This is a genomic window from Cupriavidus nantongensis (genome assembly GCF_001598055.1).
Classification (GTDB): domain Bacteria; phylum Pseudomonadota; class Gammaproteobacteria; order Burkholderiales; family Burkholderiaceae; genus Cupriavidus; species Cupriavidus nantongensis.
Genome location: NZ_CP014845.1, coordinates 494,128 through 519,243 on the forward strand (window position 1 = coordinate 494,128; position 25,116 = coordinate 519,243).

At 68.9% G+C, this 25,116-nt stretch carries 23 protein-coding genes; 14 read left to right on the forward strand and 9 right to left on the reverse strand.

Annotated features, from left to right (window positions below):
- The first annotated feature begins 25 nt into the window (after positions 1-25).
- Entirely contained in the window at positions 26-1,288 is a 1,263-nt protein-coding gene (locus A2G96_RS23535) for a YeaH/YhbH family protein (RefSeq protein WP_062802632.1), read from the forward strand.
- A gap of 138 nt (positions 1,289-1,426) precedes the next feature.
- Positions 1,427-2,980 (forward strand): SpoVR family protein, encoded by a 1,554-nt coding sequence (locus A2G96_RS23540; protein WP_062802633.1) that lies wholly within the window; start codon positions 1,427-1,429, stop codon positions 2,978-2,980.
- Here the strand turns inward: A2G96_RS23540 and A2G96_RS23545 are convergent.
- The 4 genes from A2G96_RS23545 to A2G96_RS23560 are packed head-to-tail and all read right to left on the reverse strand — an operon-like array spanning position 2,887 to position 6,922.
- The gene (locus A2G96_RS23545) at positions 2,887-3,987 is read right to left on the reverse strand and encodes an acyl-CoA dehydrogenase family protein (RefSeq protein ID WP_231909732.1); all 1,101 of its coding nucleotides are present in this window, start codon (positions 3,985-3,987) and stop codon (positions 2,887-2,889) included. The genes A2G96_RS23540 and A2G96_RS23545 overlap by 94 nt on opposite strands.
- 38 nt (positions 3,988-4,025) lie before the next feature.
- A complete protein-coding gene (locus A2G96_RS23550) occupies positions 4,026-5,186 on the reverse strand; it encodes an acyl-CoA dehydrogenase family protein (protein WP_062802634.1) in 1,161 nt (386 codons plus the stop codon).
- 54 nt (positions 5,187-5,240) lie between these two features.
- Complete coding sequence (locus tag A2G96_RS23555) at positions 5,241-5,702, reverse strand: MaoC family dehydratase (RefSeq protein ID WP_062802635.1); 462 nt, start codon at positions 5,700-5,702, stop codon at positions 5,241-5,243.
- Positions 5,699-6,922: a CaiB/BaiF CoA transferase family protein gene (locus A2G96_RS23560; protein WP_062802636.1), complete on the reverse strand. Its 1,224-nt coding sequence runs from the start codon at positions 6,920-6,922 to the stop codon at positions 5,699-5,701. Before A2G96_RS23560 ends, A2G96_RS23555 begins: the two co-directional genes overlap by 4 nt.
- Positions 6,923-7,026: 104 nt before the next feature.
- Here A2G96_RS23560 and A2G96_RS23565 point away from each other — a divergent pair, with 104 nt between their 5' ends.
- Complete coding sequence (locus A2G96_RS23565) at positions 7,027-7,917, forward strand: LysR family transcriptional regulator (protein WP_062802637.1); 891 nt, start codon at positions 7,027-7,029, stop codon at positions 7,915-7,917.
- 21 nt (positions 7,918-7,938) lie between these two features.
- On the opposite strand, the gene A2G96_RS23570 is transcribed toward A2G96_RS23565, so the two are convergent.
- Positions 7,939-9,099 (reverse strand): helix-turn-helix transcriptional regulator, encoded by a 1,161-nt coding sequence (locus tag A2G96_RS23570; RefSeq protein ID WP_062802638.1) that lies wholly within the window; start codon positions 9,097-9,099, stop codon positions 7,939-7,941.
- A 296-nt stretch (positions 9,100-9,395) separates the two neighbouring features.
- Positions 9,396-11,723: a mechanosensitive ion channel family protein gene (locus tag A2G96_RS23575; protein ID WP_062802639.1), complete on the reverse strand. Its 2,328-nt coding sequence runs from the start codon at positions 11,721-11,723 to the stop codon at positions 9,396-9,398.
- Between A2G96_RS23575 and A2G96_RS33480 the strand changes: the two genes are divergently transcribed.
- The 3 genes from A2G96_RS33480 to A2G96_RS23585 all read left to right on the forward strand — a co-directional run bounded on the left by A2G96_RS33480 (position 11,722) and on the right by A2G96_RS23585 (position 14,525).
- Entirely contained in the window at positions 11,722-12,111 is a 390-nt protein-coding gene (locus A2G96_RS33480) for a hypothetical protein (RefSeq protein ID WP_150124239.1), read from the forward strand. The two genes, A2G96_RS23575 and A2G96_RS33480, sit on opposite strands and share 2 nt — an antisense overlap.
- A complete protein-coding gene (locus A2G96_RS23580; protein WP_025586544.1) occupies positions 12,078-12,860 on the forward strand; it encodes an SDR family NAD(P)-dependent oxidoreductase in 783 nt (260 codons plus the stop codon). The genes A2G96_RS33480 and A2G96_RS23580 overlap by 34 nt, the downstream gene beginning before the upstream one ends.
- Positions 12,861-12,941: 81 nt before the next feature.
- Positions 12,942-14,525 carry a fatty acid--CoA ligase gene (locus tag A2G96_RS23585; RefSeq protein WP_062802640.1) on the forward strand — a complete coding sequence of 528 codons (1,584 nt, stop codon included), beginning with the start codon at positions 12,942-12,944 and terminating at the stop codon, positions 14,523-14,525.
- A 104-nt stretch (positions 14,526-14,629) separates the two neighbouring features.
- Here A2G96_RS23585 and A2G96_RS23590 read toward each other — a convergent pair whose 3' ends face one another.
- The 3 genes from A2G96_RS23590 to A2G96_RS23600 form a co-directional block, all read right to left on the reverse strand.
- Positions 14,630-15,121 carry a DUF421 domain-containing protein gene (locus A2G96_RS23590; RefSeq protein WP_062802641.1) on the reverse strand — a complete coding sequence of 164 codons (492 nt, stop codon included), beginning with the start codon at positions 15,119-15,121 and terminating at the stop codon, positions 14,630-14,632.
- Positions 15,122-15,265: 144 nt separating this feature from the next.
- Complete coding sequence (locus tag A2G96_RS23595) at positions 15,266-16,264, reverse strand: Bug family tripartite tricarboxylate transporter substrate binding protein (protein WP_062802642.1); 999 nt, start codon at positions 16,262-16,264, stop codon at positions 15,266-15,268.
- Between the two features lie 97 nt (positions 16,265-16,361).
- Positions 16,362-17,474, reverse strand: coding sequence for a porin (locus A2G96_RS23600; protein ID WP_062802643.1), 1,113 nt, complete (start codon positions 17,472-17,474; stop codon positions 16,362-16,364).
- 323 nt (positions 17,475-17,797) lie between these two features.
- Here A2G96_RS23600 and A2G96_RS23605 point away from each other — a divergent pair, with 323 nt between their 5' ends.
- The 8 genes from A2G96_RS23605 to A2G96_RS23640 all read left to right on the forward strand — a co-directional run bounded on the left by A2G96_RS23605 (position 17,798) and on the right by A2G96_RS23640 (position 25,112).
- A complete protein-coding gene (locus tag A2G96_RS23605) occupies positions 17,798-18,676 on the forward strand; it encodes an alpha/beta fold hydrolase (protein ID WP_062802644.1) in 879 nt (292 codons plus the stop codon).
- 249 nt (positions 18,677-18,925) lie between these two features.
- The gene (locus A2G96_RS23610) at positions 18,926-19,231 is read left to right on the forward strand and encodes a recombinase-like helix-turn-helix domain-containing protein (protein ID WP_231909733.1); all 306 of its coding nucleotides are present in this window, start codon (positions 18,926-18,928) and stop codon (positions 19,229-19,231) included.
- Between the two features lie 48 nt (positions 19,232-19,279).
- Positions 19,280-20,350 (forward strand): aromatic ring-hydroxylating dioxygenase subunit alpha, encoded by a 1,071-nt coding sequence (locus A2G96_RS23615; protein ID WP_062802646.1) that lies wholly within the window; start codon positions 19,280-19,282, stop codon positions 20,348-20,350.
- Entirely contained in the window at positions 20,343-21,116 is a 774-nt protein-coding gene (locus A2G96_RS23620; RefSeq protein ID WP_062802647.1) for an SDR family oxidoreductase, read from the forward strand. Before A2G96_RS23615 ends, A2G96_RS23620 begins: the two co-directional genes overlap by 8 nt.
- Positions 21,117-21,160: 44 nt before the next feature.
- Positions 21,161-21,697 carry a cupin domain-containing protein gene (locus A2G96_RS23625; RefSeq protein ID WP_062802648.1) on the forward strand — a complete coding sequence of 179 codons (537 nt, stop codon included), beginning with the start codon at positions 21,161-21,163 and terminating at the stop codon, positions 21,695-21,697.
- Between the two features lie 31 nt (positions 21,698-21,728).
- A complete protein-coding gene (locus A2G96_RS23630; protein WP_062802649.1) occupies positions 21,729-22,595 on the forward strand; it encodes an IclR family transcriptional regulator in 867 nt (288 codons plus the stop codon).
- A 5-nt stretch (positions 22,596-22,600) separates the two neighbouring features.
- The gene (locus tag A2G96_RS23635; protein WP_062802650.1) at positions 22,601-23,404 is read left to right on the forward strand and encodes an SDR family oxidoreductase; all 804 of its coding nucleotides are present in this window, start codon (positions 22,601-22,603) and stop codon (positions 23,402-23,404) included.
- A complete protein-coding gene (locus A2G96_RS23640) occupies positions 23,397-25,112 on the forward strand; it encodes a thiamine pyrophosphate-binding protein (RefSeq protein ID WP_062802651.1) in 1,716 nt (571 codons plus the stop codon). Before A2G96_RS23635 ends, A2G96_RS23640 begins: the two co-directional genes overlap by 8 nt.
- The last annotated feature ends 4 nt before the right edge of the window (positions 25,113-25,116 follow it).

Genomic DNA, 25,116 nt, shown 5'->3' on the forward strand with positions numbered 1-25,116 from the left:
ACGGGTCTCTCAACGAGGGCAACATATGGCTACGGTCATCGATCGGCGCGAAAACGGCGGCAACAAGAGTGCCGTCAACCAGCAACGCTTCATCAAGCGCTACCGCGAGCAGATCCGGCAAGCGGTGGCAAAGGCGGTGTCCGGCCGGAAGATCATGGACATCGAGCAGAGCGGGCAGGTGTCCATTCCGGTCAAGGACATCAGCGAACCGATCTTCCACCACGGCCCGGGCGGGCGGCGCGAGTGGATTCACCCTGGCAACAAGAAGTTCGTCAAGGGCGATTCCTTCGACCGCCAGCAGCAGGGCGGCGGCGGGACCGGTTCACGCGCCAGCGACAGCGGCGAGGGCGAGGACGATTTCGTCTTCACGCTGTCGCGCGAGGACTTCCTCAATTTCTTCTTCGAGGACATGGCGCTGCCGGACCTGGCCAAGCGCCACCTCGCCAAGATTGCCGAGGTGCGCAAGGTGCGCGCCGGCTATTCCATCGACGGCACCCCGTCCAACCTGTCGATCCTGCGCACCATGCGCAGTTCGCTGGGGCGGCGCATCGCCTTGTCCAGCCCCTACCAGAAGCGACTGCGCCAGCTGGAGCTGGCCTATGCCGAGGCGCTGGAGCAGGACGGACCGTATGCGGAAGGCACGCTCGAGCTGATGGAGAAGATGCGGCACCTGCGCGCCTGCATCGACCGCGTTCCCTTTATCGAAAAGCTCGACCTGCGCTACAACAACCGCGTGCTGAAGAAGCGCCCGCAGGCGCAGGCGGTGATGTTCTGCCTGATGGACGTGTCCGGCTCGATGGACGAGAGCCGCAAGGACCTGGCCAAGCGCTTCTTCATGCTGCTGTACCTGTTCCTGAAGCGCAACTACGTGCGCATCGACGTGGTGTTTATCCGCCATCACACCGTGGCGAAGGAAGTCGAAGAGGAAGATTTCTTCCACTCGCGCGAGTCCGGCGGCACCGTCGTGTCGAGCGCGCTGAAGCTGATGGTGGAGGTCATCCATGACCGCTATCCGCCCAGCCAGTGGAACATCTATTGCGCGCAGGCCTCGGACGGGGATAACTGGGCCGGCGATTCCGAGCTGTGCGGGCGGCTGCTGCGCGAGTCGATCCTGCCGCTGGTGCAGTATTACGCCTATGTGGAGGTAGCGTCGGAAGAGCCGCAGAACCTCTGGGAAGAGTATCTGACGGTGAAGAGCCAGTTCGATCACTTTGCGATGCAGCGCATCATCGGCGCGGACGAGATCTACCCGGTGCTGCACGACCTGTTCCAGAAACGCGCGGCATAATCAGTGCTGGCCGGTGGTTGGTGGCAATGACCGGCAAGCCGCGGTGAAGAAGGCAATATTGGCAAGACAGGGGACCGGGCGGCGCGCCCGCGCCGCAAGCACCGGCCTGCCTGTCCTGCGCGGACGAAAGGGGCGACGATGGCTTATCTGTCCACGGGTTCGGAATGGACCTTCGAGCTGATCAACCGGTATGACCGCGAGATTTCCCGCATCGCCGGAGAATTCGGCCTGGATACCTATCCCAACCAGATCGAGATCATCACCGCCGAGCAGATGCTCGACGCCTACGCGTCGGCGGGGCTGCCGGTGGGCTACAGCCACTGGTCCTACGGCAAGCACTTCCTGGCGTCGGAGCGCAGCTACCAGCGCGGGCACATGGGGCTGGCCTACGAGATCGTGATCAACTCCAATCCCTGCATCGCCTACCTGATGGAGGAAAACACCATGCCGATGCAGGCGCTGACGATCGCGCATGCCTGCTACGGCCACAACTCCTTCTTCAAGGGCAACTACCTGTTCCGCACCTGGACCAACGCCGACGCCATCGTCGACTACCTGCTGTTCGCCAAGAACTACGTGGCCGAGTGCGAGCAGCGCTACGGCGAGCAGGAGGTGGAACTGCTGCTGGATTCCTGCCACGCGCTGCAGAACTACGGCGTGGACCGCTACAAGCGGCCCAAGAAGCTGTCGATCACCGAGGAAAAGGCGCGCCAGGCCGACCGCGAGAACTACCTGCAGATGCAGGTCAACGACCTGTGGCGCACGCTGCCCAAGCACCGGCCGCACGCGCTGGCGTCGGAAGACGACACGTCCGAGCCGGATGTGCCGTTCCCGCCCGAGCCGCAGGAGAACCTGCTGTACTTCATCGAGAAGAACGCGCCCAAGCTGGCGCCATGGCAGCGCGAGATCGTGCGCATCGTGCGCAAGATCGCGCAGTACTTCTATCCGCAGCGCCAGACCAAGGTGATGAACGAAGGCTGGGCCACGTTCTGGCACTACACCATCATCAACCAGCTGTACGAGGAAAAGCTGGTCAACGACGCCTTCATGATGGAGCTGCTGCAGGCGCACACCAATGTCATCTACCAGCCGCCTTACCACAGCCCCTACTACAGCGGTATGAACCCCTACACGGTGGGCTTCCTGATGTTCCAGGACCTGCGCCGCATGTGCGAGAACCCGACCGACGAAGACTACCGCTGGGCGCCCGAGATCGCCGGCACCGACTGGCGCAAGACGCTGGACTTCGCCATGCGCAACTTCAAGGACGAGAGCTTCCTGCTGCAGTTCCTGTCGCCGCGCGTGATCCGCGAGCTCAAGCTGTTCTCGGTGCTGGACGATGACCGCGAGGGCAAGCTGCGCGTGACCGCGATCCATGACGACGAGGGCTACCGCTCGATCCGCCAGCTGATGGCGGCGCAGTACGACCTGTCCAGCATGGAGCCCAATATCCAGGTCACCAACGTCGATGTCGGCGGCGACCGCTCGCTGACGCTGCGCCACCTGCAGAACGACCGGCGTCCGCTGGCGCACAACTTCGATGAAGTGGTGCGGCACGTGACCCGGCTGTGGGGCTTTACCGTGCGGCTGGAAGTGGCCTATGAAGACGGCCGCACCGAGCTCAAGTACGAATGCAAGCCTGAGCGCCGCCACCGCCGCCCGCACGGCAGCGGGCTGAGCCTGGCCGCCTGATCGGCGGGCGCCGGCTCGCACCAGTCGCGCACCAGTTCCACCGCGTTGCGGCCGTCGCTGGCGCAGACGGACTCGCCCAGCACGCGGCTCCACCAGCGTTCCGACCCGTCCGCCACGCGCCACGCATGCAGCCGGCGCGTATAGAGCTGCAGGTCATATTCCTCGGTAATGCCGATCGCGCCGTGCACGGCGTGGGCGATCGCAGCCACCGGCGTGACCGCGTCGCTGGCGCGCAGCTTGCCGATCGCCGCGCGCAGCGGGTCGGGCGTGGCGCCGTCGCTGTCGCAGGCTAGCTGCGCCGCCACCCGCGCCGCGGCGACATGCTCGGCCATCTCGCTGACCTGGTGCTGGATTGCCTGGAACTTGCCGATGGCGCGGCCGAACTGCTGGCGGTCGTTGGCGTATTGCAGCGTCAGGTCGAGCACATGCGACAGCGCGCCGGCCAGTTGCGCCGCGTGCAGGCAGGCGCCCAGCGTGCGCACGGTGCCGGCCGGCAGCTGGAATGCCGCGGGCACGGCGGCGTCCGGTCGCGGCACGCGCAGGGTCAGGTCGCCGTGCGCACCGGTGGCCTCGGCGCGCGCCGCCGCGGCGGGCAGCAGCAGGCAGCGCTCGCCATCCTGCAGCAGGAACCACTGCGCATGGCGGGCGTCCGCTACCAGCGTGGCGGCGGCGCCGTCGTCAAAGCTTGCCAGCACTATCGGGCCGTCGGGCAGCGCGACGCCGGCGGCATGCAGCAGCGCGCGCGCAAAGATGGTCTGCGCCAGCGGCAACGGCAGCGCGTGGCGGCCGGTGACGAACAGCACCGGCGCCAGCTCGCGCAGCGCCAGCGCGGCGCCGCCGGCTGATTCGGGCAACAGGCAGTCGGCGAAGCCGCTGTCTTGCAGCGCTTGCCATAGCGCTTGCCATAGCGGCTGCGGATCGGCCTGCTGTTCCAGCGCGCGCACCGTGGCGGGCGTGCAGCAGTCGCGCAGCAGCGCGTCGAGGGCATCGGAGTAGGCGTTATGCATGGGCGATCTCGTTCAGGATGGCGGTCGACGGGAGCGGATCAGCGCAGGCCCAGCCCGCGCGCGATCATGCCGCGCAGGATTTCGCGGGTGCCGCCGCGCAGCGAGTACGACGGTGCGATCTGCGTCACATAGGCCAGGGTGCGGTACAGCGCGCCATCGGCCGCGAGCGCAGGTTCGTCGCCGAGCGCGGCTTCGACCAGCGCCGGGATCGATTGCTCGAAGGTAGTGCCCAGGTCCTTCACCAGCGCGGCCTCCACCACCGGGCTTTCGCCCGCGGCCAGCCGCGCCGTGACCGCCAGCGACATCGCGCGCAGCACCGCCAGGTGGCCGGCGAGCCGGCCCGCGGTGACGGTGTCGCGCCGCGCGGGCGGCAGCCGGCGCACGGCGTCGAGCCAGGTGTCGAGCAGCACCACGCTGGAATACAGCCGCTCCGGGCCGCTGCGCTCGAACGCCAGCTCGGCGTTGACCTGTTCCCAGCCGCTGCCCTCGTTGCCGACCAGCGCATCCGCGGCCAGCGTCACGTCGTCGAAGGTCACTTCCGAAAAATGCGCATCGCCGGCCAGGTCGCGGATCGGCCGCACCGTGACGCCCGGCGCATGCAGGTCGACGATGAACTGCGACAGCCCGGCCTGCCGGTCCTGCGGCGTGCCCGAGGTGCGCACCAGCGCGATCATGAAGTGGCAGCGGTCGGCATTGGTGGTCCAGATCTTGCGCCCGTTCAGGCGCCAGCTGCCGTCCGGCTGGCGCACCGCGCGCGTGGCCACGCTGGCCAGGTCCGAGCCGGAATTGGGCTCGCTCATGCCGATGCAGAAAAAGGCCTCGCCGCGGCTGATTGCAGGCAGGTAGCGCGCTTTCTGCGCGTCGTTGCCGTAGCGCAGGATCAGCGGGCCGCTCTGGCGGTCGGCAATCCAGTGCGCCGACACCGGCGCGCCGCACGCCAGCAATTCTTCCACCAGCACGAAACGCGAGAACGGATCCAGCCCCGCGCCGCCGTACTGCGCCGGCAGCGTGATGCCGACCCAGCCGCGCGCGGCCAGCGCCCGGCTGAAGCCGGCATCGAACCCCATCCACGAGCGCGCGCGCGTTTCCGGCGGCAGCGCCGGCAGGTGTTGATCGAGAAAGGCCCGTACTTCGCCACGGAACGCCACGGCGTGCGGCGGCAGGGAGGTCAGGCTGAAGGTGGAAAGCAATGGGGTCACGTTTGAGTCCTGTCGCTTGATATGGCAGAGGCGTGCTTTGGATGCCGCGCAACGTTACCGACCCGCCAGCAGCCGGCGCGCGGTATAGGTCATCACCTGTTCCCCGCGCTGGTTGAACACCTCGATGCGCGAATCCACCACGGCGCGGCCATTGCGCGAGGTCGGGCGGATGCCGGTCACGGTCACGGTGGCGTGGATGGTGTCGCCGACCAGCACCGGGCCGTGGATCTGTTGCGTCAGCTCCAGCATTGCCAGCCCGGTGCCCTGGATCATGGTCTGCAGGATAAAACCCTCGATCAGCGTATAGGTCAGCGCCGCCGGCACCGGCCGGCCCTGGATCGCGCCGCCGTCGTAGCCGGCTTCGATAAAGATGGCCTCGACCATGCCGGTGACCGAGATGAAGTTGACCAGGTCGGTCTCGGTCACGGTGCGGGCGAAGGTGCGGAAGGCCTGGCCCTCGTGCAGGTCTTGCCAGTAGAAGCCCTGGCCCAGGCGGGGCAGTTCGGCATGCGTCATGGTGTCTCCGGGCCGGCGGCGCAGTACGCGGCGCCGCTCTGTTGCAGTTGCTCGATCTGTTCGTCGGCGAGGCCGGCGTCGGCCAGCACCGCGCGGGTGTGCTCGCCCAGCCGCGGCGGCAGCGCCAGCGCTGCGCGCTGGCCGTCGAAACGCACCGGCGCGCCGGGAAAGCGCAGCCTGCCCATGGCCGGATCGTCGGCGGTCTCGAAAAAGCCGGTGGCGGCCAGGTGCGGATCGTGCGGCAGGTCGTCGAGCGTGTTGATGCGCGCCACCGGTATCTGCAGCCGTTCGCACAGCGCCACCCAGTGCGCGGTGCCGTGCGCCCGCACGATCTCGCCGGTCAGTTCGTACAGGGTCTCGATATGCTCGGTGCGGGCGGCGATGTCGGCAAAGCGCGCATCGGCAGCCAGCTCGGGGCGTCCGGCCGCATGGAAGAAGTCGCGCCAGTGCGCATCGGTGTACGGCATCATGCAGACATGGCCGTCGGCGCTGCGGTAGGGGCGGCGCAACGGCGCCAGCACGCGCGGATAGCCGCTCGGGCCGCGCGGCGGCTCGAAGTGGTGGCCGTAGAAGTGCTCGACCAGGTTGAACGCCACCATCGACTCGAACATCGGCACTTCCACCAGCGTGCCATGGCCGGCGCTGCCATCCGCCTGGCGCCGCGCGCGGCCGGCCAGCGCCGCGCACACCGACAGCGCCGCCACCAGCCCGCTGGTCTTGTCCGCGGCAATGGTGGGGAAGTAGCGGCTGTCGCCGGTCTGCGCCGCCATCAGCGCGGCATTTCCCGACAGGCCCTGGATGATGTCGTCGTAGGCCGGCCGGCCGCCATAGGGGCCGTCCTCGGCAAAGCCCAGCAGGCTGACGAAGACCAGGTCAGGATGGCGCGCCCGCACGGTGTCGGGATCGAGCCCGAGCGCCGCCAGCTTCTGCGGGCGCATGCTGTGCATCAGCACGTCCGCAGTGTCCAGCACGCGCGCCAGCGCGGCCTGCGCGGCGGGCTGCTTCAGGTCCAGCACCACGCTGCGCTTGCCGCGGTTGACCCCCAGGAAGATCGCCGCCATGCCGGCTTCGGCGGCGGGCCCGGTGCGGCGCGTGGAATCGCCCTCGGGCGGCTCGACCTTGATCACCTCGGCGCCCAGGTCGGCCAGCCACTGGCTGGCATACGGCCCCATCACCACGGTGGACAGGTCGACCACGCGGATGCCTGCAAGCGGCAGCATAGTGTCTCCGGTCTTTTGCACTGTGGGCCACAGGGTAGATCAGCGGGGACCGGCTGGTCTAATATTAGTTTTTTAGCAATCGATATTCCCTGGATATTGGCACCATGGACCTGCGCCAACTGCAGCAGTTCGTCGCACTGGCCGAGACCGGCAACTTCCACCGCGCCGCCGAGCGGCTGCACATGGCGCAGCCGCCGCTTTCGATCTCGATCCGCAAGCTCGAGGAGCAGCTCGGCACGGCGCTGTTCGTGCGCACCTCGCGCGGGGTGCGGCTGACGCAGGCGGGCGAGGCCGCGCTGCATGACGCGCGCCGCGCGCTGTTCCACGCGCAGCAGGCGCGCGCCGCCGCGATCGCGGCGGGGCAGGGCGAGCGCGGCGCGTTGCGGATCGGCTTTATCGGCTCGGCCACCTATGCGCTGCTGCCCAAGCTGATCCCTGCGTTCCGCGCCGCGCATCCCGGCATCGAGCTGATCCTGCATGAATCGACCACCGCCGCGATCCTGGACCGGCTGGAGAAGCACCAGATCGATGCCGGGCTGGTGCGCTTCCCGATCCTGGGCAGCGGCGGCTACGCGCTGACGCCGCTGGAGAACGATGTCTTCGTCGCCGCGGTGCCGGCCGACAGCCCGTTCGCGCGCGCCGACGCGATCGCGCTGCGCGCGCTGGCCGACCAGCCCTTCATCATGTATCCGGCGGCGCAGGTGCCCAACCTGCATGCGGTGGCGATGCTGCTGTGCCAGCAGGCGGGCTTTGTGCCGCGCGTCACGCAGGAGGCGGTGCAGGTGCAGACCCAGGTCAGCCTGGTGGAAAGCGGATTGGGCGTAGCGCTGGTGCCGAGCGTGGCGGCGCGCTACGCCAACCGGCGCGTGCGCTTCCTGCCGTTGTCGAGCCCGCGCCCGGCGGGCCGCATCGGCATCGCGCTGGCGGCGCGGCCCGATGACGGCGACCGCCAGGTGCAGCGCTTCCTGGCGGCGGCGCAGGCCGCGGTGCGGTAAGCAGCGAACCAGCCTGGACGCTCAGGCGGCGCGCGGGCGCGGGGTGCGCGGCCGGATCGCCGAGGTCATGCCGGCCCGCTCCAGGTTGACGCCGGGCAGCAGGTGCAGCAACCGCACCAGCTCGGACTGGCGGTGCGTGCCGGTCTTGCGCAGCGTGTCGCGGATATGCACGCGCACGGTATGGGGCGACAGGAACTCGCGCTCGGCAATCTCGTTCAGGGTTTCGCCGGCGGCGAGCCGGATGGCGATGATGCTCTCCTTGCGCGACAGCCCGAACAGCGAGGTCAGCACGCCCGCATCCAGCACCGAGCGCGATTCGGAGTTGCCCAGCAGCAGCATCGCCGCGGGCAGCTGCCATGGACCTTCCACCGGCTGGCGCGACACCAGCGGCGTGACGATGATCGGCACCGGCTGCCCGCCCGAGGTGATATGCATCCACGAGCCCGACGCGGCGTCGGCGCCGCGGCCGCGCATGGCGCCGTCGAGCAGCTTGCGCAGCACCGCCTGCAGCGTGTCGCTGTGGGCGCGCAGCACGCCGTCCTGCAGCGACAGGTGGCTGTCGGCCTGCACCAGCGCTTCGGCCCAGCTGTTGGCGTAGCGCACGCGCAGGTCGGCCTGCAGCACCATCACGCCGAAGTCGAGGGTATCGAGCCCGGCCAGGCCCAGGCTGGCCAGCCCGCTCAGTTCGAAGTTGCGCTGCTGCATGCGCGCGGCGCGCACCCAGTGCGGCATGACATGCGACAGGCGCCGTTCGCGCTGGCCGGTGCTGATGCTGCCGGCGTTGGTGCCGCTCATCAGCACGCAGACTTCGGCGTTTTCGACCAGGCGGATGCCTTGCTCGAGCTCGCTGCAGGCCAGCGCCGCAACATCGGTCGCGGCGCCGCCGCAGCACAGCGGGGCCGCGTCAAACGGCGCCGGGCCGGCACCGTGGCAGGCGCCGGCGAGCGTCCCGGGCAGGCGTTCGTGCAGGCTGGCACCGCCGGTGAAGCAGCCATGCGGGGTCACGCCGAGGCGGGCATGGCCGGCCAGCTTGTCCCAGATCAGGTAGCGCGGGCTGACGGTGCAGGTGTACCGTGAAAACAGGTCGAGGGCGGCGGGCATGGCCGCGACGTCCAGCGCGGACTCATAGATGGAGTCGACCAGACGATGGAAGTCCTCGTCCGTTGTCGGGTGTTCGCCCATGTTCAGATCCCCCCGGTGGCAAACGCCTCTTGCTCTGCGCCACGGCAAGTGGCTACATCCCTTTGTGTTATCGGTTCCGTTCTGGCGTTCTGTAGTGGCGCCGATACGGCTGCTACTGGCTGGTACTGGCCGCGCGTCGTCGGTCGCGCCTGCCGTGCCGCAATCATGCCAAACAATGTTGTATGTTTTATACCCCGTGTTGGGGGGGGAAACCCCGATTGTGCGGCGCAAAATTCTTATGCGGCCCGATACCAGCGGTCCCAGGCAGCTTCGGCCGCTCGCCCGGACCAGGCAGGTCACTGGGGCGCGGCCTTGGTCGCCAGCTCCGCGGCGGGCAACTCCACTGATCCGCCATCGACCTGGATGGTCAGGTTCGGCGACGCCATGCGGATGCCGCTGGCGTCGAAGTTGCGCTTGAGGCGGGCATTGAAGGCGCGCGTGATCTCCGCCTGCATCAGCGGCCGGGTCTTGATCTGCGCCATCACCACCGGGCCGTTTGGATCGAAGCGGTCCAGGCCCAGGATCTCGAGCCCGGACATCAGCTTGCGGCCGTAGCGGTGGTCGCGCGCCAGCTCGGCACCGGTGGTGCGGATCAGGTCGAGCGCGCGGTCCAGGTCGCTCTGGTAACTGATGCCGATGCTGAGCACGGCGTAGCCGTAGCCGCGCGACAGGTTCTTGACCGCCTTGATCTGGCTGTACGGCAGCGTGTGCAGCGCGCCGCGGGCGTCGCGCAGCTTGACGGTGCGGATGGTCATGGCCTCGACCACGCCGGCGTGGTCGGGCAGCTCGATCGAGTCGCCGATGGCGATGGAGTCTTCGACCACGATAAACAGGCCGGTGATCAGGTCCTGCACCAGGCTTTGCGCGCCGAAGCCGATCGCCAGGCCGACCACGCCGGCGCCGGCCAGCAGCGGCGTCACGTTGACGCCCAGGTTGGCCAGCACCGCGATCACCGTCAGCACCAGCAGGCCGATGAACGACGCATTGCGCACCAGCGGCAGGATGGTCCGGGCCCGCAGGCTGGGCTGCGCCGCGCGCGCGTGCGTGGGCGACAGGGACTGCATGATGGCGGTGTCGATCAGCAGCCAGACCAGCCAGGCCAGCAGCACGGTGCTGGTGACGCGGAACGCGGTCTCGGTCAGGTGGCGTCCGATGGCCGACGACTCGGCCAGCCGCACCAGCGACGAGCCCCATACGCGCATCACCATTTCCACGAACACCGCCCACACCAGCACGCGCACCAGCGCCAGCGCAAAGCGCCCGAAGCGCTGCAGGTAGGCCGAGCGGCGGCGGTCGCGGATGCGCGGCGGGCGCGCGCCGGCCTTGGGCGAGCGCCCCAGCACCATGGTCAGCAGCAGTGCGGCGACGAACAGTGCCACCGACGCCACCGTGCGGCGCAGGAACACATCGGCATGCCCGGTGGCCAGCACCGTGCCGATCACCGACGCCACCACCACCGCCAGCACCGGCAGGTGCCAGGCGTGGCCGGCCAGGCGCAGCAGGTCGGTCACGGCCGGATGGGCCTGGCGGAACGCCAGCGGCCGCTGGCTGATCAGCTGGCCGACCTGGCGGCGGAAGCCCAGCGCGAATGCGCCGATGCCCAGCGCCGCGGCGATATTGGCCAGGGTCGAAACCAGCGCGCACAGGTTGCCGCCCAGCACCGCGGCCACGCGCGCGTCGGCGGCACCGTTGCCCAGCGCCGCCAGCGCGCCGGTGCAGAACAGCAGCCACGGGGAACGCGCCAGCAGTTGCCGCACCGCCAGTTGCCGGTGCGCGCTGCGGAACAGCGCGAAGATGACCTGGCACACCGCCGCCGCGACCGCGCCGGCGACGATGGCGTAGGCCAGCAGCACGGCGGCGACGCTGGCCGGCGATTGCGCGAACAGCTGCCGCGCCAGCAGCAGCGTCAGCCCGAACGCCACCACCCACGGGCCGATATGGCGCAGCATGTAGACGCCGACGTCGACCCACGACGGCAGTTCGGGCAGATTGCCGCGCGGCGCGTGCGCGGCGCCGGCCGGGCGCTGCCGCCGCAATCGCAGCCGATGTCCGGCCTCGCGCAGCAGCCAGCCGCACACACCCCATGCCGCCAGCACCAGCGCGAATTCGCGCAGCGAGTCCAGTGCCGGGCGCGTGCCGCCGTGCGTCAGCGCGGCGCGCCATTCCTCGGCCGCGAAGCGCGTGCGCCAGCCCCAGTATTGCCACGGGCCGCGGTCTTCGCGCAGGTGCGCGTCGACTTCGTCCAGCACCTGCGCCACGACGCCGATCAGCCCGGGCGCCGAAGCGGAGGCCGGCGCCGCCGTGGCCGCGGATGCTGCCAGACCTTGCCGCAGGGTTTGCAGCTGGCTTACCAGTGCACGCCGCTCGCCATCGTCCTGCAGCGTGGTGATGACCTGGTCCAGCGACTGCGCCAGCGGCACGCTCGCGGCAGCGGCGCTGGCGGGCGCCGCGGGTTTTTCTGCCGGCGCAAGCAGTGCGGCGAGCGGGCTGGCGGGGGCGGCCGCGGCGGCATGCGCCGGCATGGCGCACAGCAGCGCCAGCAGGCTGGCCAGCAAGGCCAGCGCGGCGGCCAGGACAGCATGCCGGCGGGGCCGGGCGAAAGCGTGAAGTTCGGATGTGCGCATGGCGGGTGATCGTCTGCCGGGCAGCGCCGGCGCCGGAGTGGCCATCGATCGCGCCACTGTAGCGCATCGGTCGCGCGGTGTGCCGGGCGGCGTGTCCGGCGCGTTCCAGTGCAAGCACCCGGCGCATTCGTCGCACTCGTCGCACTCGTCGCGTTCGTCGCGTTCGTCGCGTTCGTCGCGTTCGTCGCGTTCGTCGCATTCGTCGCTTCAGACGATGCATCGGCGGCGCCGATCCCCGAATCTCGATCCCACTCCGGTACAGGCGCTGCTCGCGCCTGCCGGCATCAACCCCATCAACCAGAACGCGGCCGCGCAGCGCCGGCCGCACGGCACAAGAAACAAAGGAAAGACGGCATGGAACTCAATGCATCGGTATCGGCAGTGGTGACGGGTGGCGCTTCGGGGCTGGGCGCGGCGACGGCGCGGGCGCTGGCGGCACAAGGCGTGCGCGTGGCACTGTTCGACCTGAACGCCGAGAAGGGCGAGGCGCTGGCGCGTGAGCTCGGCGGCGTGTTCTGCCAGGTCAACGTGACCTCCGAGGCCGAGGTCGAGGCCGGCTTTGCCAAGGCGCGCGCCGCCATCGGCCAGGAGCGCATCCTGGTCAACTGCGCCGGCACCGGCAACGCCATCAAGACCGCCTCGCGTTCCAAGGAAGCGCCGGACCAGATCAAGCATTTCCCGTCCGACGCCTTCGAGCGCATCATCCAGATCAACCTGATCGGCACCTTCCGCTGCATCGCGCGTTCGGCCGCCGGCATGCTGACGCTGGACACCGCCGGCGGCGAGCGCGGCGTGATCATCAACACCGCCTCGGTGGCGGCGCAGGACGGCCAGATGGGGCAGGCCGCGTACTCCGCGTCGAAGGCGGGCGTGGTCGGCATGACGCTGCCGATCGCGCGCGACCTGGCGGGCGAAGGCATCCGCGTCAACACCATCCTGCCGGGCATCTTCAATACGCCGCTGCTGCAGGGCGCGGCCGAGAACGTCAAGGCCGCGCTGGCCGCGTCGGTGCCGTTCCCCAAGCGCCTGGGGCAGCCGGAAGAGTTTGCCTCGCTGGCGGTCGAGATGTGCCGCAACGGCTATTTCAACGGCGAGTCGGTGCGCCTGGACGGCGCCATCCGGATGGCACCGCGCTGAACTCGCGACCGGCCTGTCGCCATGGGGCGGACCCGCGTCACGCGAGTCCCGCCGATGGCATGAAATCTTTGGGAGACGCGGATGGATTTCAGCTATCTGACGACGCTGCCTCACGCGGTGCGCCATTTCGCGCGCCTGCGGCCGGAGGCGGTGGCGTATTCGTTCGAGGGGCGGCAGACCACGTATGCCGAGTTCGAGCGCAACACCGACCGCGTGGCGCAGGCCTTGCTGGCCGAAGGCCTGCGCGCGGGCGACCGCATCGGCTATATCGGCAAGAATAGCGACCACTATTTCGAACTGCTGCTGGGCGCGGGCAAGACCGGCGCGGTGATGGCGCCGGCCAGCTGGCGCCTGGCGCCGCCCGAGGTGGAGTTCATCCTCGGCCATTGCGATGCGGTGGTGCTGTTTGTCGGCGCCGAGTCGGCGGCGATGGTGCGCAACCTGCTGCCGGCGCTGCCGCTGGTGCGCAAGGTGGTGGTGATGGAGCCGTGCGACGGACAGGGCGACTGGCCTTGCTACACCGACTGGCGCGACGCACATCCGGCCACGCCGCCCGCGCATGAGCCGGCCGCGCACGACGTGGTGCTGCAGCTGTACACGTCGGGCACGACCGGCCGGCCCAAGGGCGCGATGCTGACGCACCGCAACCTGACCATCGGCACCGAGGTCAGCGAGCGCGAACGGCTGGCGTGGTCGCACTGGGTGGCCGACGATATCTCGCTGGTGGCGATGCCGGTGGCGCATATCGGCGGCTCCGGCTGGGGCCTGCGCAACCTGCTGTCCGGTGCCAAGGGCGTGGTCGCGCGCGAGTTCGATCCGCGCGCGGTGCTCGACTTTATCGAGCACGAGCGTGTCAGCAAGCTGTTCCTGGTGCCGGCGGCGATGCAGATTGTGCTGCGCGACCCGCGCGCGCGCCAGGTCGACTATTCGCGCCTGAAGTACCTGCTGTATGGCGCCGCGCCGATTCCCGCGGCGCTGCTGCGCGAAGGCATCGAAGTGTTCGGCTGCGGCTTCGTGCAGCAGTACGGCATGACCGAGACCACCGGCACCGTCGTCGCGCTGCCGCCCGAGGACCACACCACCGACGAGGTGCCGCGCATGCGCGCCGCGGGCAAGGCGCTGCCCGGGGTCGAGCTGAAGGTGGTCGATTACGAAGGGCGCCAGCTGGCGCCGGGCGAGGTCGGCGAGGTGGTGGTGCGCTCGCAGCACAACATGGCCGGCTACTGGAAGCAGCCCGAAGAGACCGCGCGCACCATCGATGCCGAGGGCTGGCTGCGCACCGGCGACGCCGGCTACATGGATGCCGACGGCTACCTGTACATCCACGACCGCGTCAAGGACATGATCATCAGCGGCGGCGAGAACGTCTATCCGGCCGAGGTCGAAAGCGCCATCTACGGCCATCCGCAAGTGGCGGACGTGGCCGTGATCGGCGTGCCGGACGAGAAGTGGGGCGAGGCAGTCAAGGCCATCGTCGTGCTCAAGCCGGGGCAGGCGGCCGACCGCGATGCCATCCTCGCCTGGACGCGCCAGCGCGTGGCCGGTTTCAAGGTGCCGAAGAGCATCGAGTTCGTCGACGCGCTGCCGCGCAACCCGTCGGGCAAGCTGCTGCGCCGCAAGCTGCGCGAGCCGTTCTGGCAAGGGATGAACCGGCAGGTGAACTGAGCCGTCCAGCCAAGGTATCAATCACTACCGTCATTCCCGCGCAGGCGGGAATCCGGCGTCTTTCAAAGTCACCGGGTTCCCGCCTGCGCGGGAACGACGCCCGCCTATTCCTTCTTGATCACGCTGACCTTGCCGTCGGCCTCCAGGTAGAGCGCCTTGACGCCTTCGATCGACTCGACACCTTCCTGCCGGAACTTGGCCTCGAGTTCGTCATCGGTGATGTTCTCGCGCCGCATGTTCTCGTGCAGCTTGACCCCGTCGCGCACCAGCAGCACCTTCTTGGCTTCGGCGAAGCGCTGGAACGCAGGGTACTTGTAGGACAGGAAGTCGATCAGCCGATTCCACGCGATCAGCGTGATCACCAGCAGCACGGCGTCGGCCACGCCTTCGCCCTGGCCGGCCATGCCGTTCTGCGCCGCGTCGGCGACGATCACCACCAGCAGCAGGTCGGCAATGCCCATCGAGCCGATATCGCGCCGCACCACGAAGCGGAACAGCAGGAACAGCGCCCAGTACATCACCGTACCGCGCACGATGATTTCGAGCGGCGAGATGGTGAAGAAGAGCGCTTCGCGCCAGTCGATCGAAAAGTCCATGCCGGCAACGCTGCAACTTCCTTGCCAGACAGGGAAGCGCGCAAGGCGCACGCGCCGTGGCGCGAGCGCCGCTATATCGCAGGTATCGAATGGTAATTCTTACCGGCATGGAGCGGCCATGCTGGCCGTGCCTGCAAACCGCGCTCAGTCGGCCTGGATGCCGAACTCCTTCACGACCTTGGTATAGCGGGAGGTATCGCTGGCGATCAGCCGGGACAGCACCGCGGGTTCGCCGCCGGAAGGCGTGACCGCGATGGTAGCCATGCGCGCGACCACGTCGGGCATCTTCAGGATCTCGTTGACGTGCGCATTGAGCGTGCGCACCACCTCGGCCGGCATGTTCTTCGGCCCCAGCAGCGCCTGCCAGGCGCCGATCTCGACATCCTTGTAGCCCAGCTCGGCCAGCGTCGGCACGTTGGGCGCGAACGGCGAGCGCTTCTGGTCCGCCACCGCCAGCGGCACCAGGCTGCCGTTGCCGACGTACTGCGAGATCGCGCCGTAGGTGATGTAGGTGACCGGCACCTGGCCGCCGATCACGTCGACGATGGCGGGCGCCAGGCCGCGGTACGGCACCTGGCTGATCTTGATGCCGGCCGACTTGTTGAACAGCTCGCCCATGATGTGCATCGGCGAGCCGTTGCCGGGGGTGGCATAGGTCTCGACCTTGCCGGCCTTGGCGCGCGCCACCAGGTCGCTGACCTTGGTGATGCCGGTGCCCTTGTTGACCACCACGAACAGCGACTGCGTGCCGATCTGGCTGATCGGCGTGAAGTCCTGCTGCACGTCGTAGCTGGCGCCGGTGCCGGCGCGCAGCACCAGCGGCGCGATCGCGACGGTGTTGGGCGCGAGCAGCAGCGTGTGGCCGTCCGGGTTGGCGCGCGCGACGTAGGCGCTGCCGATGGTGCCGGCGGCGCCGGTGCGGTTTTCCACCACCACGGATTGCTTCAGGCGCGGGGCGAGCTTTTCGGCCAGCATGCGCGCCAGCACGTCGACGTCGCCGCCGGCGGGGTAGGCGACGACGATGGTGACGGGCTTGCTCGGGTACGAACCCTGGGCCAGCGCGCCGCCGGCGCCCAGCAGGGCGGCGGGAGCGAGCGTGGCGGCGGCCAGCGTGGCCAGGAGGTGGCGTCGTGCGGACTTCATGATCTTCAGACCTCGGTAAAACCGGGCACCGGCCCGGGGGCGGTGCCGCGTTGCGTGGAACCGGCGCGCGCCGGCGGCTCGGATGGACAGGACAGACTTAGAAGATGTGCTTGATGCCGAGCATCGAGCCCCACTGGTTCTCGCCCGGGCGCGGGGCGGAACCGGGCGAGCCGCCGCTGACCGACATCGCCAGCTGGCCGCCGTTGTTGATAAAGCCCGCGGTGGCATAGACCGAGGTGCGCTTGCTGAAACTGTAGGTCGCGCGCAGGGCGTACAGCAGGGCCTGGTTGTCGCTGCCGTGGTAGTTCAGGAAGTACACCTGCCCGGCCAGGTTGACCGCCGGCGTGATGTCGTGCGAGACGCCGGCGTAGTACAGGTCGCTGACCGGCGTCGGGCTGCCCTCGTTGTCGCGGCGGATCCAGCCGGCGCCGAGCTTGGTGTTCTTCAGCAGCATGTAGCCGCCCAGCGACAGGCGGTCGTCGCTCAGGTTGCTGCTGGTCAGGCCGCCGAAGGCGCCGGGGCCGCCGCGCTGCGAGTCGTAGGCCGCGATCACGCCCCAGCTCTTGTTGTCGTAGCCGACCATGGCCGACCATTCGCGGCATGCCTTCTTGTCGGCCGGGTTTTCGCCGGCGCAGTTGGTGCCGGCGGGGCTGGGGCCGGCATTGACCGCGTCGCGCCCGAAGCTGTAGGTGGCACCGACCACGAAGCCGTTGAAATTGGCCTTGTACGCGACCGCGTTGTCGGCACGCGTATTGGGCAGGTAGCTGTCGAGCGAGCCCGAGCCGTAGACATTGGGCCCGAGGATATCGCTGTCGAGGATGGCCCAGAACAGCATGGTGTACTGCCGGCCGAACGACAGCTGGCCGTACGGGTTGCTCAGCCCGACCAGCGCCTGGCGCCCGAACAGCCGGCCGCCCTGGTTGGCGCTGCCGCTGTCGGGCGAGAAGCCCGATTCCAGCACGAACAGGCCCTTGAGCCCGCCGCCCAGGTCTTCGGTGCCGCGGATACCCCAGCGCGACGGCACCGTGGCGGTGTTGTTGGGCATGCGCACCAGGCCGTCGCCGTTGGCGCCGACATTGCTTACGTACTCGACGCCGCTGTCGATCACGCCGTACAGCGTGACCGACGATTGCGCCGATTGCGCCGATTGCGCCGAGGCCAGCAGGGGGAAAGCCGCGAGCAGCGCCGCGGCGGTTCGTGCAAGTTTCATCTACCGGTTTCCTTCCGTTTTCCGTCTTGTGGTGTTTTGGTCTTGTGCTCCGGTACCCCTGCGGATGGCGGCACTGGATGTCGTCTCGGTCTCTTTTGTGTTTTATATATGAAACGTCAAACAACATAAGAAACGTTGAGCAAAATATAGCCGCGACTTTCCGCAACATGTGAGGAGGGTTATCCCTAGAGCCGGGCGCCTGGATGACCGGCGCTGGCGTCGCGAAGCCGTTTTCCAGTTTGCCTATCGTTAACCCTGATCCCGGTGGTACTACAGCAACGCCTATCCTTCAAGGGTTTTATTTAACAACTAACGTTTTATATATGGAACAAAAACAGCCCCAGACCTCGCCCGAACCGGATCGGGGCCTGCTGGACGCGCTCGACAGCGGCTTTGCCCAGCGCGTGGCGCAGGTGGATGGCGAGCGCGTCGCCTACCGCTGCGGCGGCGCCGCCGGGCCGGTGGTGGTGCTGCTGCACGGCATCAGTTCCGGAGCGGCGTCGTGGCTGCCGTGCGCCAGCCTGCTCGCCGCGCATGCGCGCGTGATTGCCTGGGACGCGCCGGGCTATGGCGATTCGTCGCCGCTGGCGCAGGCGCGGCCGCTGGCGGCGGACTACGCGTGGCGGCTCGAGGGCCTGCTGCAGACCCTGGGCGTGCAGCCGGCGCTGGTGGTCGGGCATTCGCTCGGCGCGCTGATGGCAGCCGCCTATGCCGCCAGCGCGCGCCAGTTGCCGGAGCGCCTGCTGCTGCTGAGCGTGGCACAAGGCTACGGCGCCGCCGGCAAGGAGGCACAGGCGAGCGCGGTGGCAAGCCAGCGCCTGGAGGCGCTGGCGGCGCTGGGTGTCGAAGGGCTGGCCGAGCGCGGGCCGGCGCGGCTGCTCAGCGAAGCGGCCGATGCGGGCGCGCAGGCCTGGGTGCGCTGGAACATGCGACGGCTGAACCCTGACGGCTACCGGCAGGCGGTGGCGATGCTGTGCGGCGACGACATCGACGCCTACCTGGCGCGCCGCCCGCCACGCCTGCCGACGCAGATCGCCTGCGGCGGGCTTGATGTCGTCACCACGCCGCCCGCCTGCGCGGCGCTGGCCGAGCGCTTCGGCCTGCCGTTCTCGCTGATCCCGGATGCGGGGCATGCCTGCTATATCGACCAGGCCGCGGCCACCGCGCGGCTGATCCGTTCGGCGCTGCCGGCCGGCCACTGAATCCCGCGGCGGCGTCCTGCTGCCGCGATCCCGCATTAGCGGCGCCTTGCGTGCGCCGCAGCGCCGGGCAAATCTGCCCGGTCGCGGGTTAACCCCAGTCAATTTTTACGACGCCGTTGTCTATAGTCGTACCTGTGTTCAATATCTAAACCAGTGTTTCATTAGTAAAACGTAGCGCGGCAGCCGGAAGACGGCCAGCCTCACACGCGGAACACGGTCCCCCTGCTGCAAGACATGGAGCCAAGCGCAATGGAAAGCCTCTCGTACAACCCGAACCTGGTGCCCTGGGAGCGTCCGGCGCCGAACAACGTCGCGGGCAAGGGCCATATCGAGCAACCCGGCAAGGTCGCCAACATCGTCTGGCAGACCCGTGCCGCGGCACCGAGCGCGTACGAGAACGCGCTCGGCGACGCGCTCGAGGCCGCCTTCGAAGGCGGTGCGCAGAACCCGCAGGACGTCGTGCGCGCGTTCAACGCCGCTGGCTTCCTCACTGCCGACAGCCAGCCCTGGACCGAAGAGCGCTTTCTGTCGGAAATGCGCCGCCTGGGCGCCTGAACGCCTGAGCCACCAGCCGCCCCAGCACAGCGTCTTAGCGAGAACCACATGGAATCGAACAAGCAAGCCCGCGCCGAAGCCCGCCTCAACACCGGCCTGCGCAACTACTGGTACCCGGTCGCCGCCTCGTGGGCGGTGGCACATGCCCCGATCGGCATCACCCGCCTGAGCCAGAACATCGTGCTGTGGCGCGACGGCGCCGGCCAGGTGCATGCGCTGGAAGACCGCTGCCCGCACCGCGGCGCGCGGCTGTCGATGGGCTGGAACCTGGGCGACCGCGTCGCCTGCTGGTACCACGGCGTCGAAGTCGGCGGCGACGGCCAGGTAAAGAGCGTGCCGGCGGTGGAAAGCTGCCCGCTGGAAGGCCGCACCTGCGTGCGCAGCTACCCGGTGCAGGAAAAGGCCGGCGCGATCTTCCTGTGGTTCGGCGAGCAGGCCCATAACGCAAACGATGGCGAAGGCAGCCCCGACGAACTGCGCCTGCCGGAGGAGCTGGTCAGCGACGAGCACAGCCACTTCCTGTGCGTGGCGCACTGGGACTGCAATTACCGCTACGCCATCGACAACGTGATGGACCCGATGCACGGCGCCTACCTGCATGCGGTGTCGCACTCGATGGCCTCGGGCGAGAAGTCCGCGGTGATGCAGATCCGCGAGACCGATCACGGCCTGGTGTTCGAGAAAACCGGCCAGCGCGGCGTCAACTTCGACTGGGTCGAGTTCGGCGAGACCGGCACGCTGTGGCTGCGCCTGGCAATCCCGTACCGCGCCAAGGTCGGCCCCGGCGGCCCGTTCGGCATCGTCGGCATGGCCACGCCGGTGGATGAAGACCACTGCATGGTGTTCTTCTGGCGCACCCGCCACGTGCAGGGCTGGGAGCGCGACGTGTGGCGCTTCCTGTATCGCAACCGGCTGGAGCAGCTGCACTGGGACGTGCTCGAGCAGGACCGCGTGGTGCTGGAAATGATGGCGCCGAATGCGCGCGACCACGAGATGCTGTACCAGCACGATGCCGGCATCACGCGCGTGCGCCGCCTGCTCAAGCGCCGCGCCGAGCAGGAAGTCGCCGACGAGCCGGTGGCCATGCTCAAGCCTGCCGGAGCCGCCAGCCATGCCTGAAGCCATCAAGCACAACCCGCTGCTGGCGGGTCGCAAGGTGCTGGTCACCGGCGCCGCGCGCGGCCTGGGGCTGGCCTTCGCCACCTCGATCGCCGAAGCCGGCGCCAGCGTGGCGATGGCAGACATCCTGGCCGAGCGCCTGCAGCAGGAAGCCGACGCGCTGCGCGCCCGCGGCCTGAAGGTGGTGCCGGTCACGCTGGACCTGTCGGATCCGGCCTCGGTGCAGGCCTGCGCCGACGCGGCGGTGAAGGCGCTGGGCGGCCTCGACGGCCTGGTCAACAACGCCGCCGTGACCGACTCGGGCGGCCGCGATGCCGGCGCGATCGACATCGCAACCTGGGACCGCGTGATGAACGTCAACGTGCGCGGCACCTGGCTGATGACCACCGCCTGCCTGCCGGCGCTGCGCGCCAGCGGCCGCGGCGCGGTGGTCAACCTGGCCTCGGACACGCCGCTGTGGGGCGCGCCCAACCTGCTCGCCTATGTGGCCAGCAAGAGCGCCATCATCGGCATGACCCGCTCGCTGGCGCGTGAACTGGGCAAGGACCAGATCACGGTGAACGCGGTGGCGCCGGGCCTGACCCTGGTCGAAGCCACCGAATACGTGCCCCAGCATCGCCACGACCTGTACCGCGAGCAGCGCGCGATTTCGCGCGAGCAACTGCCTGAGGACGTCTGCGGCGCGGTGCTGTTCGCGCTGTCCGACCTCGCCCGTTTCGTGACCGGCCAGACCCTGGCGGTCAACGGCGGCTTTGTCATGCATTGAGCCAACCGATCCACTGAAAGACCCATCAAGCACAAGGAATCCAAATGAGCGATCTTTCCCAACAGCAAAACATCAAGCGTTCCTGGGACCAGCCGGAGGGCGCCTCGTTCGACCAGTGGATGGAAAGCCGCGTCGCGCGCTTCTCCACGCGCAAGTACGACTGGGACGCGCTGAAGTTCCAGGCCGACTACGACCCCAAGTACCGCCGCGCGCAAATGCGCTACCTGGGCACCGGCGGCACCGGCGTGGCCGCCGACACCAACACCGTGCCGAGCGAGCATTTCACGTTTTCCACGATGATCATCCCGGCTGGCCATGAAGGCCCGTCGCACCTGCACACCGACGTGGAAGAGGTGTTCTTCATCCTGCGCGGCAAGATCAAGCTGATCCTGGAAAAGGACGGCGAGCGCTTCGAGACCATCCTGACCGACCGCGACCTGGTCTCGGTGCCGCCGGGCGTGTACCGCGAGGAAATCAATATCGGCGAGGAAGACGCGCTGATGTGCGTGATGCTCGGCGCCAAGAAGCCGATCACGCCGACCTACCCGCCCGAGCACCCGCTGGCGCAGATCAAGCGCTGATGCGCCATCGGCCCGTCCGCACGCCCCGACCATGAGCACCAACGCCATCCCGGCCACGCCCGCCGCCAACGAGACCCCGGACAAGTACATCGTCCCGGGGCTGGAACGCGGCCTGCGCCTGCTCGGCGAATTCAGCAGCAAGGACCGCAGCATGTCGGCCGCGGAACTGGCGCGCCGCCTCAAGGTGCCGCGCTCCACCGTGTTCCGCCTGCTGGCCACGCTGGAAATGCTGGGCTTCGTCGAGCGCGCCGACGGCGGCCGCGATTTCCGGCTGGGCATGGCGGTGCTGCGGCTGGGCTTCGAATACCTGGCGTCGCTGGAGCTGACCGAGCTGGGCCGCCCGCTGCTGGAGCGGCTGCGCGACGAGATCGGCTATCCGACCAACCTGGTGGTGCGCGACGGGCGTTCGATCGTGTACGTGGCCAAGGCAGTGTCGCCGCGGCCCTTTGCCAGCTCGGTCAACGTCGGCACGCGGCTGCCCGCGCATGCCACCGTGCTGGGGCGCGTGCTGCTGGAAGACCTGTCGCTGGCCGAGTTGCGCGCGCTGTATCCGGAGGCGCAGCTCGAAGTGTTCTCCGACAGCACGCCGCGCACCGCCGATGCGCTGTTCGCCATCGTCCAGCGCGACCGCGAGCGCGGCTACGTGCTGCAGGAAGGTTTTTTCGAATCAAGCATCTCGACCATCGCGGCGCCGGTGCGCGACCGCACCGGCAGGGTGGTGGCGGCGCTGGGCGCGACCATCCCGGCGGCGCATATCGATCCGGCGCATTTCGACCCGGATCAGCTGGAGGCGATGGTGGAGAAAGTCAGGGACAGCGCGGGCGAACTGTCGCGCCTGCTCGACTACCGGCCGTCGCTGCACGGCGCCGGCAAGGTCGTGAATCTGTATCGGGAGTGAGGACTATGTCCATGATTGATCTCGGCGGCAAGGTTGCCGTCGTTACCGGCGGGTCCTCCGGCATCGGGCTGGCGACCGTCGAACTGCTGCTCGAGGCGGGCGCCGCCGTGGCCCTGTGCGGCCGCGACGAAACGCGCCTGCGCGGCGCCGAAGCGCAGCTGCGCGAAAAATTCCCCGGCTGCCGGCTTTATGCAGCGACCTGCGATGTGCTCGAGGCCGGACAGGTCGCCGCCTTTGCCGCCGAGGTGCAGCAGAAGCTGGGCAACGTCGACATGCTGGTCAACAACGCCGGCCAGGGCCGCGTGTCCACCTTCGCCAATACCGAGGACGCCGCCTGGATGGACGAGCTGCAGCTCAAGTTCTTCTCGGTGATCCACCCGACGCGCGCGTTCCTGCCGCAGCTGGAGCAGTCGGAGCAGGGCGCCATCGTCTGCGTCAACTCGCTGCTGGCGCAGCAGCCCGAGCCGCACATGGTGGCAACCTCCGCCGCGCGCGCCGGGGTGCTCAACCTGGTGCGTTCGATGGCGACCGAGTTCGCGCCCAAAGGCGTGCGCGTCAACGGCATCCTGATCGGCCTGGTCGAGTCGGGCCAGTGGCGCCGCCGCTTCGACGCGCGTCCCGACGAAGACCGCCACCTGGACTGGGCCGCGTGGACCGCGCGCCTGGCCCGGCAGAAACATATTCCCCTTGGCCGCCTGGGCCTGCCAATCGAGGCAGCCCGCGCCATCCTGTTCCTTGCCTCGCCGTTGTCTTCGTACACCACGGGCAGCCATATCGATATCTCCGGAGGACACTCCCGTCATGCCTAATCAACAACCGTACGAACAGCAGCAGGTCACCGTCGGCTGCGCCATCACGGCGTTTCTCGAGCAGTGCGGCGTCAAGGCCGCGTTCGGCGTGATCTCGATCCACAACATGCCGATCCTCGACGCCATGGGCGAGCGCGGCAAGATCCGCTTCGTGCCGGCGCGCGGCGAAGCCGGCGGCACCAACATGGCCGACGCCTACGCCCGTACCACCGGCGGCCTGGGCGTGTGCCTGACCAGCACCGGCACCGCCGCGGGCAACGCCGCCGGCGCCATGGTCGAAGCGCTGACCGCCGGCACGCCGATGCTGCATATCACCGGCCAGATCGAGACCCCGTACCTGGACCAGAGCCTGGCCTACATCCACGAAGCCCCGGACCAGCTCACCATGCTGAAGGCGGTGTCGAAGGCCGCGTTCCGCATCCGCAGCGCCGACACCGCGCTCAGCACCATCAAGCTGGCGGTGCAGACCGCGCTGACGGCGCCGACCGGCCCGGTCAGCGTGGAGATCCCCATCGACATCCAGGCCGCGCTGATCGACCTGCCGGCCGACCTGCAGCCGCTGCCGGTGCCGCAGCACGTGCCGTCGGCGCACGCGCTCGACGCGCTGGCCGAGCGCCTGGTGAAGGCGAAGCGCCCGCTGCTGTGGCTGGGCGGCGGCGCGCGCCATGCCAGCAAGCAGGTGCAGCGCCTGCTGGAGCTGGGCTTCGGCGTGGTCACCAGCACCCAGGGCCGCGGCATCGTGCCCGAGGACGATCCGCGCTCGCTGGGCGCGTTCAACCTGCACAAGCCGGTCGAGGCCTTCTACCAGAGCTGCGACGCGATGCTGGTGGTGGGCTCGCGCCTGCGCGGCAATGAAACCCTGAAGTACGAGCTGAAGCTGCCGCGCCCGCTGCTGCGCATCGACGCCGATCCCGCCGCCGAAGGCCGCTGCTACATGAGCGACTACTTTGTCAGCGGCGACGCCGCGCTGGCGCTGGATGCGCTGGCGGATCGGCTCGAACAGCGCATGCAGATCGACCCGGCCTTCGCCGCCGACCTGCGCCGCGCGCACGACACCGCCGTCAACAGCCTGGTCGACGGCCTGGGCCCGTACTCGGCGCTGGTGCAGGCGCTGCAGGACGCGGTCGGCCGCAACTTCAACTGGGTGCGCGACGTGACCGTGTCGAACAGCACCTGGGGCAACCGCCAGCTGCGCATCTTCGACTCGCGCGCCGGCGTGCATGCGCTGGGCGGCGGCATCGGCCAGGGCCTGGCGATGGGCATCGGCGCGGCGATCGGCGCCGCCGCCACCGGCTCCGGCAAGAAGACCTACACGCTGGCCGGCGACGGCGGCTTCATCCTGAACCTGGGCGAGCTGGCCACCGCCGTGCAGGAGCGCGCCGACATGGTGATCGTGCTGATGAACGACAAGGGCTACGGCGTGATCAAGAACATTCAGGACGCGCAGTACGGCGGCCGCCGCCACTATGTCGACCTGCATACGCCGGACTACGCCACGCTGGCGAAGTCGCTGTCGCTGCGCCACGCGCGCGTCAGCAACCTGGCCGAGGTCGGCGCCGCGCTGGCGGCGGCCACGGCCGAGTCCGGCCCGTTCCTGCTGGAAATCGACATGCTGTCGATCGGTTCCTTCAAGACCATTTTCGCCGGTCCCCCGGTGAACAAGGACAACGAAGAGCCGGCGCGCGAACAGACCACTGTCACCGCCTGAGGGA

Excerpts from the sequence above, each read along its gene's own strand:
- A2G96_RS23565 (WP_062802637.1), top strand. The coding sequence starts at position 7,027 with ATGGACCTGCGCCAACTGCAGCAGTTCGTCGCACTGGCCGAGACCGGC.
- A2G96_RS23580 (WP_025586544.1), top strand. The coding sequence starts at position 12,078 with ATGGAACTCAATGCATCGGTATCGGCAGTGGTGACGGGTGGCGCTTCG.
- A2G96_RS23635 (WP_062802650.1), top strand. The coding sequence starts at position 22,601 with ATGTCCATGATTGATCTCGGCGGCAAGGTTGCCGTCGTTACCGGCGGG.
- A2G96_RS23535 (WP_062802632.1), top strand. The coding sequence starts at position 26 with ATGGCTACGGTCATCGATCGGCGCGAAAACGGCGGCAACAAGAGTGCC.
- A2G96_RS23610 (WP_231909733.1), top strand. The coding sequence starts at position 18,926 with ATGGAAAGCCTCTCGTACAACCCGAACCTGGTGCCCTGGGAGCGTCCG.
- A2G96_RS23640 (WP_062802651.1), top strand. The coding sequence starts at position 23,397 with ATGCCTAATCAACAACCGTACGAACAGCAGCAGGTCACCGTCGGCTGC.
- A2G96_RS23605 (WP_062802644.1), top strand. The coding sequence starts at position 17,798 with ATGGAACAAAAACAGCCCCAGACCTCGCCCGAACCGGATCGGGGCCTG.
- A2G96_RS23595 (WP_062802642.1), bottom strand. The coding sequence starts at position 16,264 with ATGAAGTCCGCACGACGCCACCTCCTGGCCACGCTGGCCGCCGCCACG.
- A2G96_RS33480 (WP_150124239.1), top strand. The coding sequence starts at position 11,722 with ATGGCGGGTGATCGTCTGCCGGGCAGCGCCGGCGCCGGAGTGGCCATC.
- A2G96_RS23590 (WP_062802641.1), bottom strand. The coding sequence starts at position 15,121 with ATGGACTTTTCGATCGACTGGCGCGAAGCGCTCTTCTTCACCATCTCG.
- A2G96_RS23545 (WP_231909732.1), bottom strand. The coding sequence starts at position 3,987 with ATGCATAACGCCTACTCCGATGCCCTCGACGCGCTGCTGCGCGACTGC.
- A2G96_RS23600 (WP_062802643.1), bottom strand. The coding sequence starts at position 17,474 with ATGAAACTTGCACGAACCGCCGCGGCGCTGCTCGCGGCTTTCCCCCTG.
- A2G96_RS23630 (WP_062802649.1), top strand. The coding sequence starts at position 21,729 with ATGAGCACCAACGCCATCCCGGCCACGCCCGCCGCCAACGAGACCCCG.
- A2G96_RS23585 (WP_062802640.1), top strand. The coding sequence starts at position 12,942 with ATGGATTTCAGCTATCTGACGACGCTGCCTCACGCGGTGCGCCATTTC.
- A2G96_RS23570 (WP_062802638.1), bottom strand. The coding sequence starts at position 9,099 with ATGGGCGAACACCCGACAACGGACGAGGACTTCCATCGTCTGGTCGAC.
- A2G96_RS23615 (WP_062802646.1), top strand. The coding sequence starts at position 19,280 with ATGGAATCGAACAAGCAAGCCCGCGCCGAAGCCCGCCTCAACACCGGC.
- A2G96_RS23575 (WP_062802639.1), bottom strand. The coding sequence starts at position 11,723 with ATGCGCACATCCGAACTTCACGCTTTCGCCCGGCCCCGCCGGCATGCT.
- A2G96_RS23625 (WP_062802648.1), top strand. The coding sequence starts at position 21,161 with ATGAGCGATCTTTCCCAACAGCAAAACATCAAGCGTTCCTGGGACCAG.
- A2G96_RS23560 (WP_062802636.1), bottom strand. The coding sequence starts at position 6,922 with ATGCTGCCGCTTGCAGGCATCCGCGTGGTCGACCTGTCCACCGTGGTG.
- A2G96_RS23540 (WP_062802633.1), top strand. The coding sequence starts at position 1,427 with ATGGCTTATCTGTCCACGGGTTCGGAATGGACCTTCGAGCTGATCAAC.
- A2G96_RS23555 (WP_062802635.1), bottom strand. The coding sequence starts at position 5,702 with ATGACGCATGCCGAACTGCCCCGCCTGGGCCAGGGCTTCTACTGGCAA.
- A2G96_RS23620 (WP_062802647.1), top strand. The coding sequence starts at position 20,343 with ATGCCTGAAGCCATCAAGCACAACCCGCTGCTGGCGGGTCGCAAGGTG.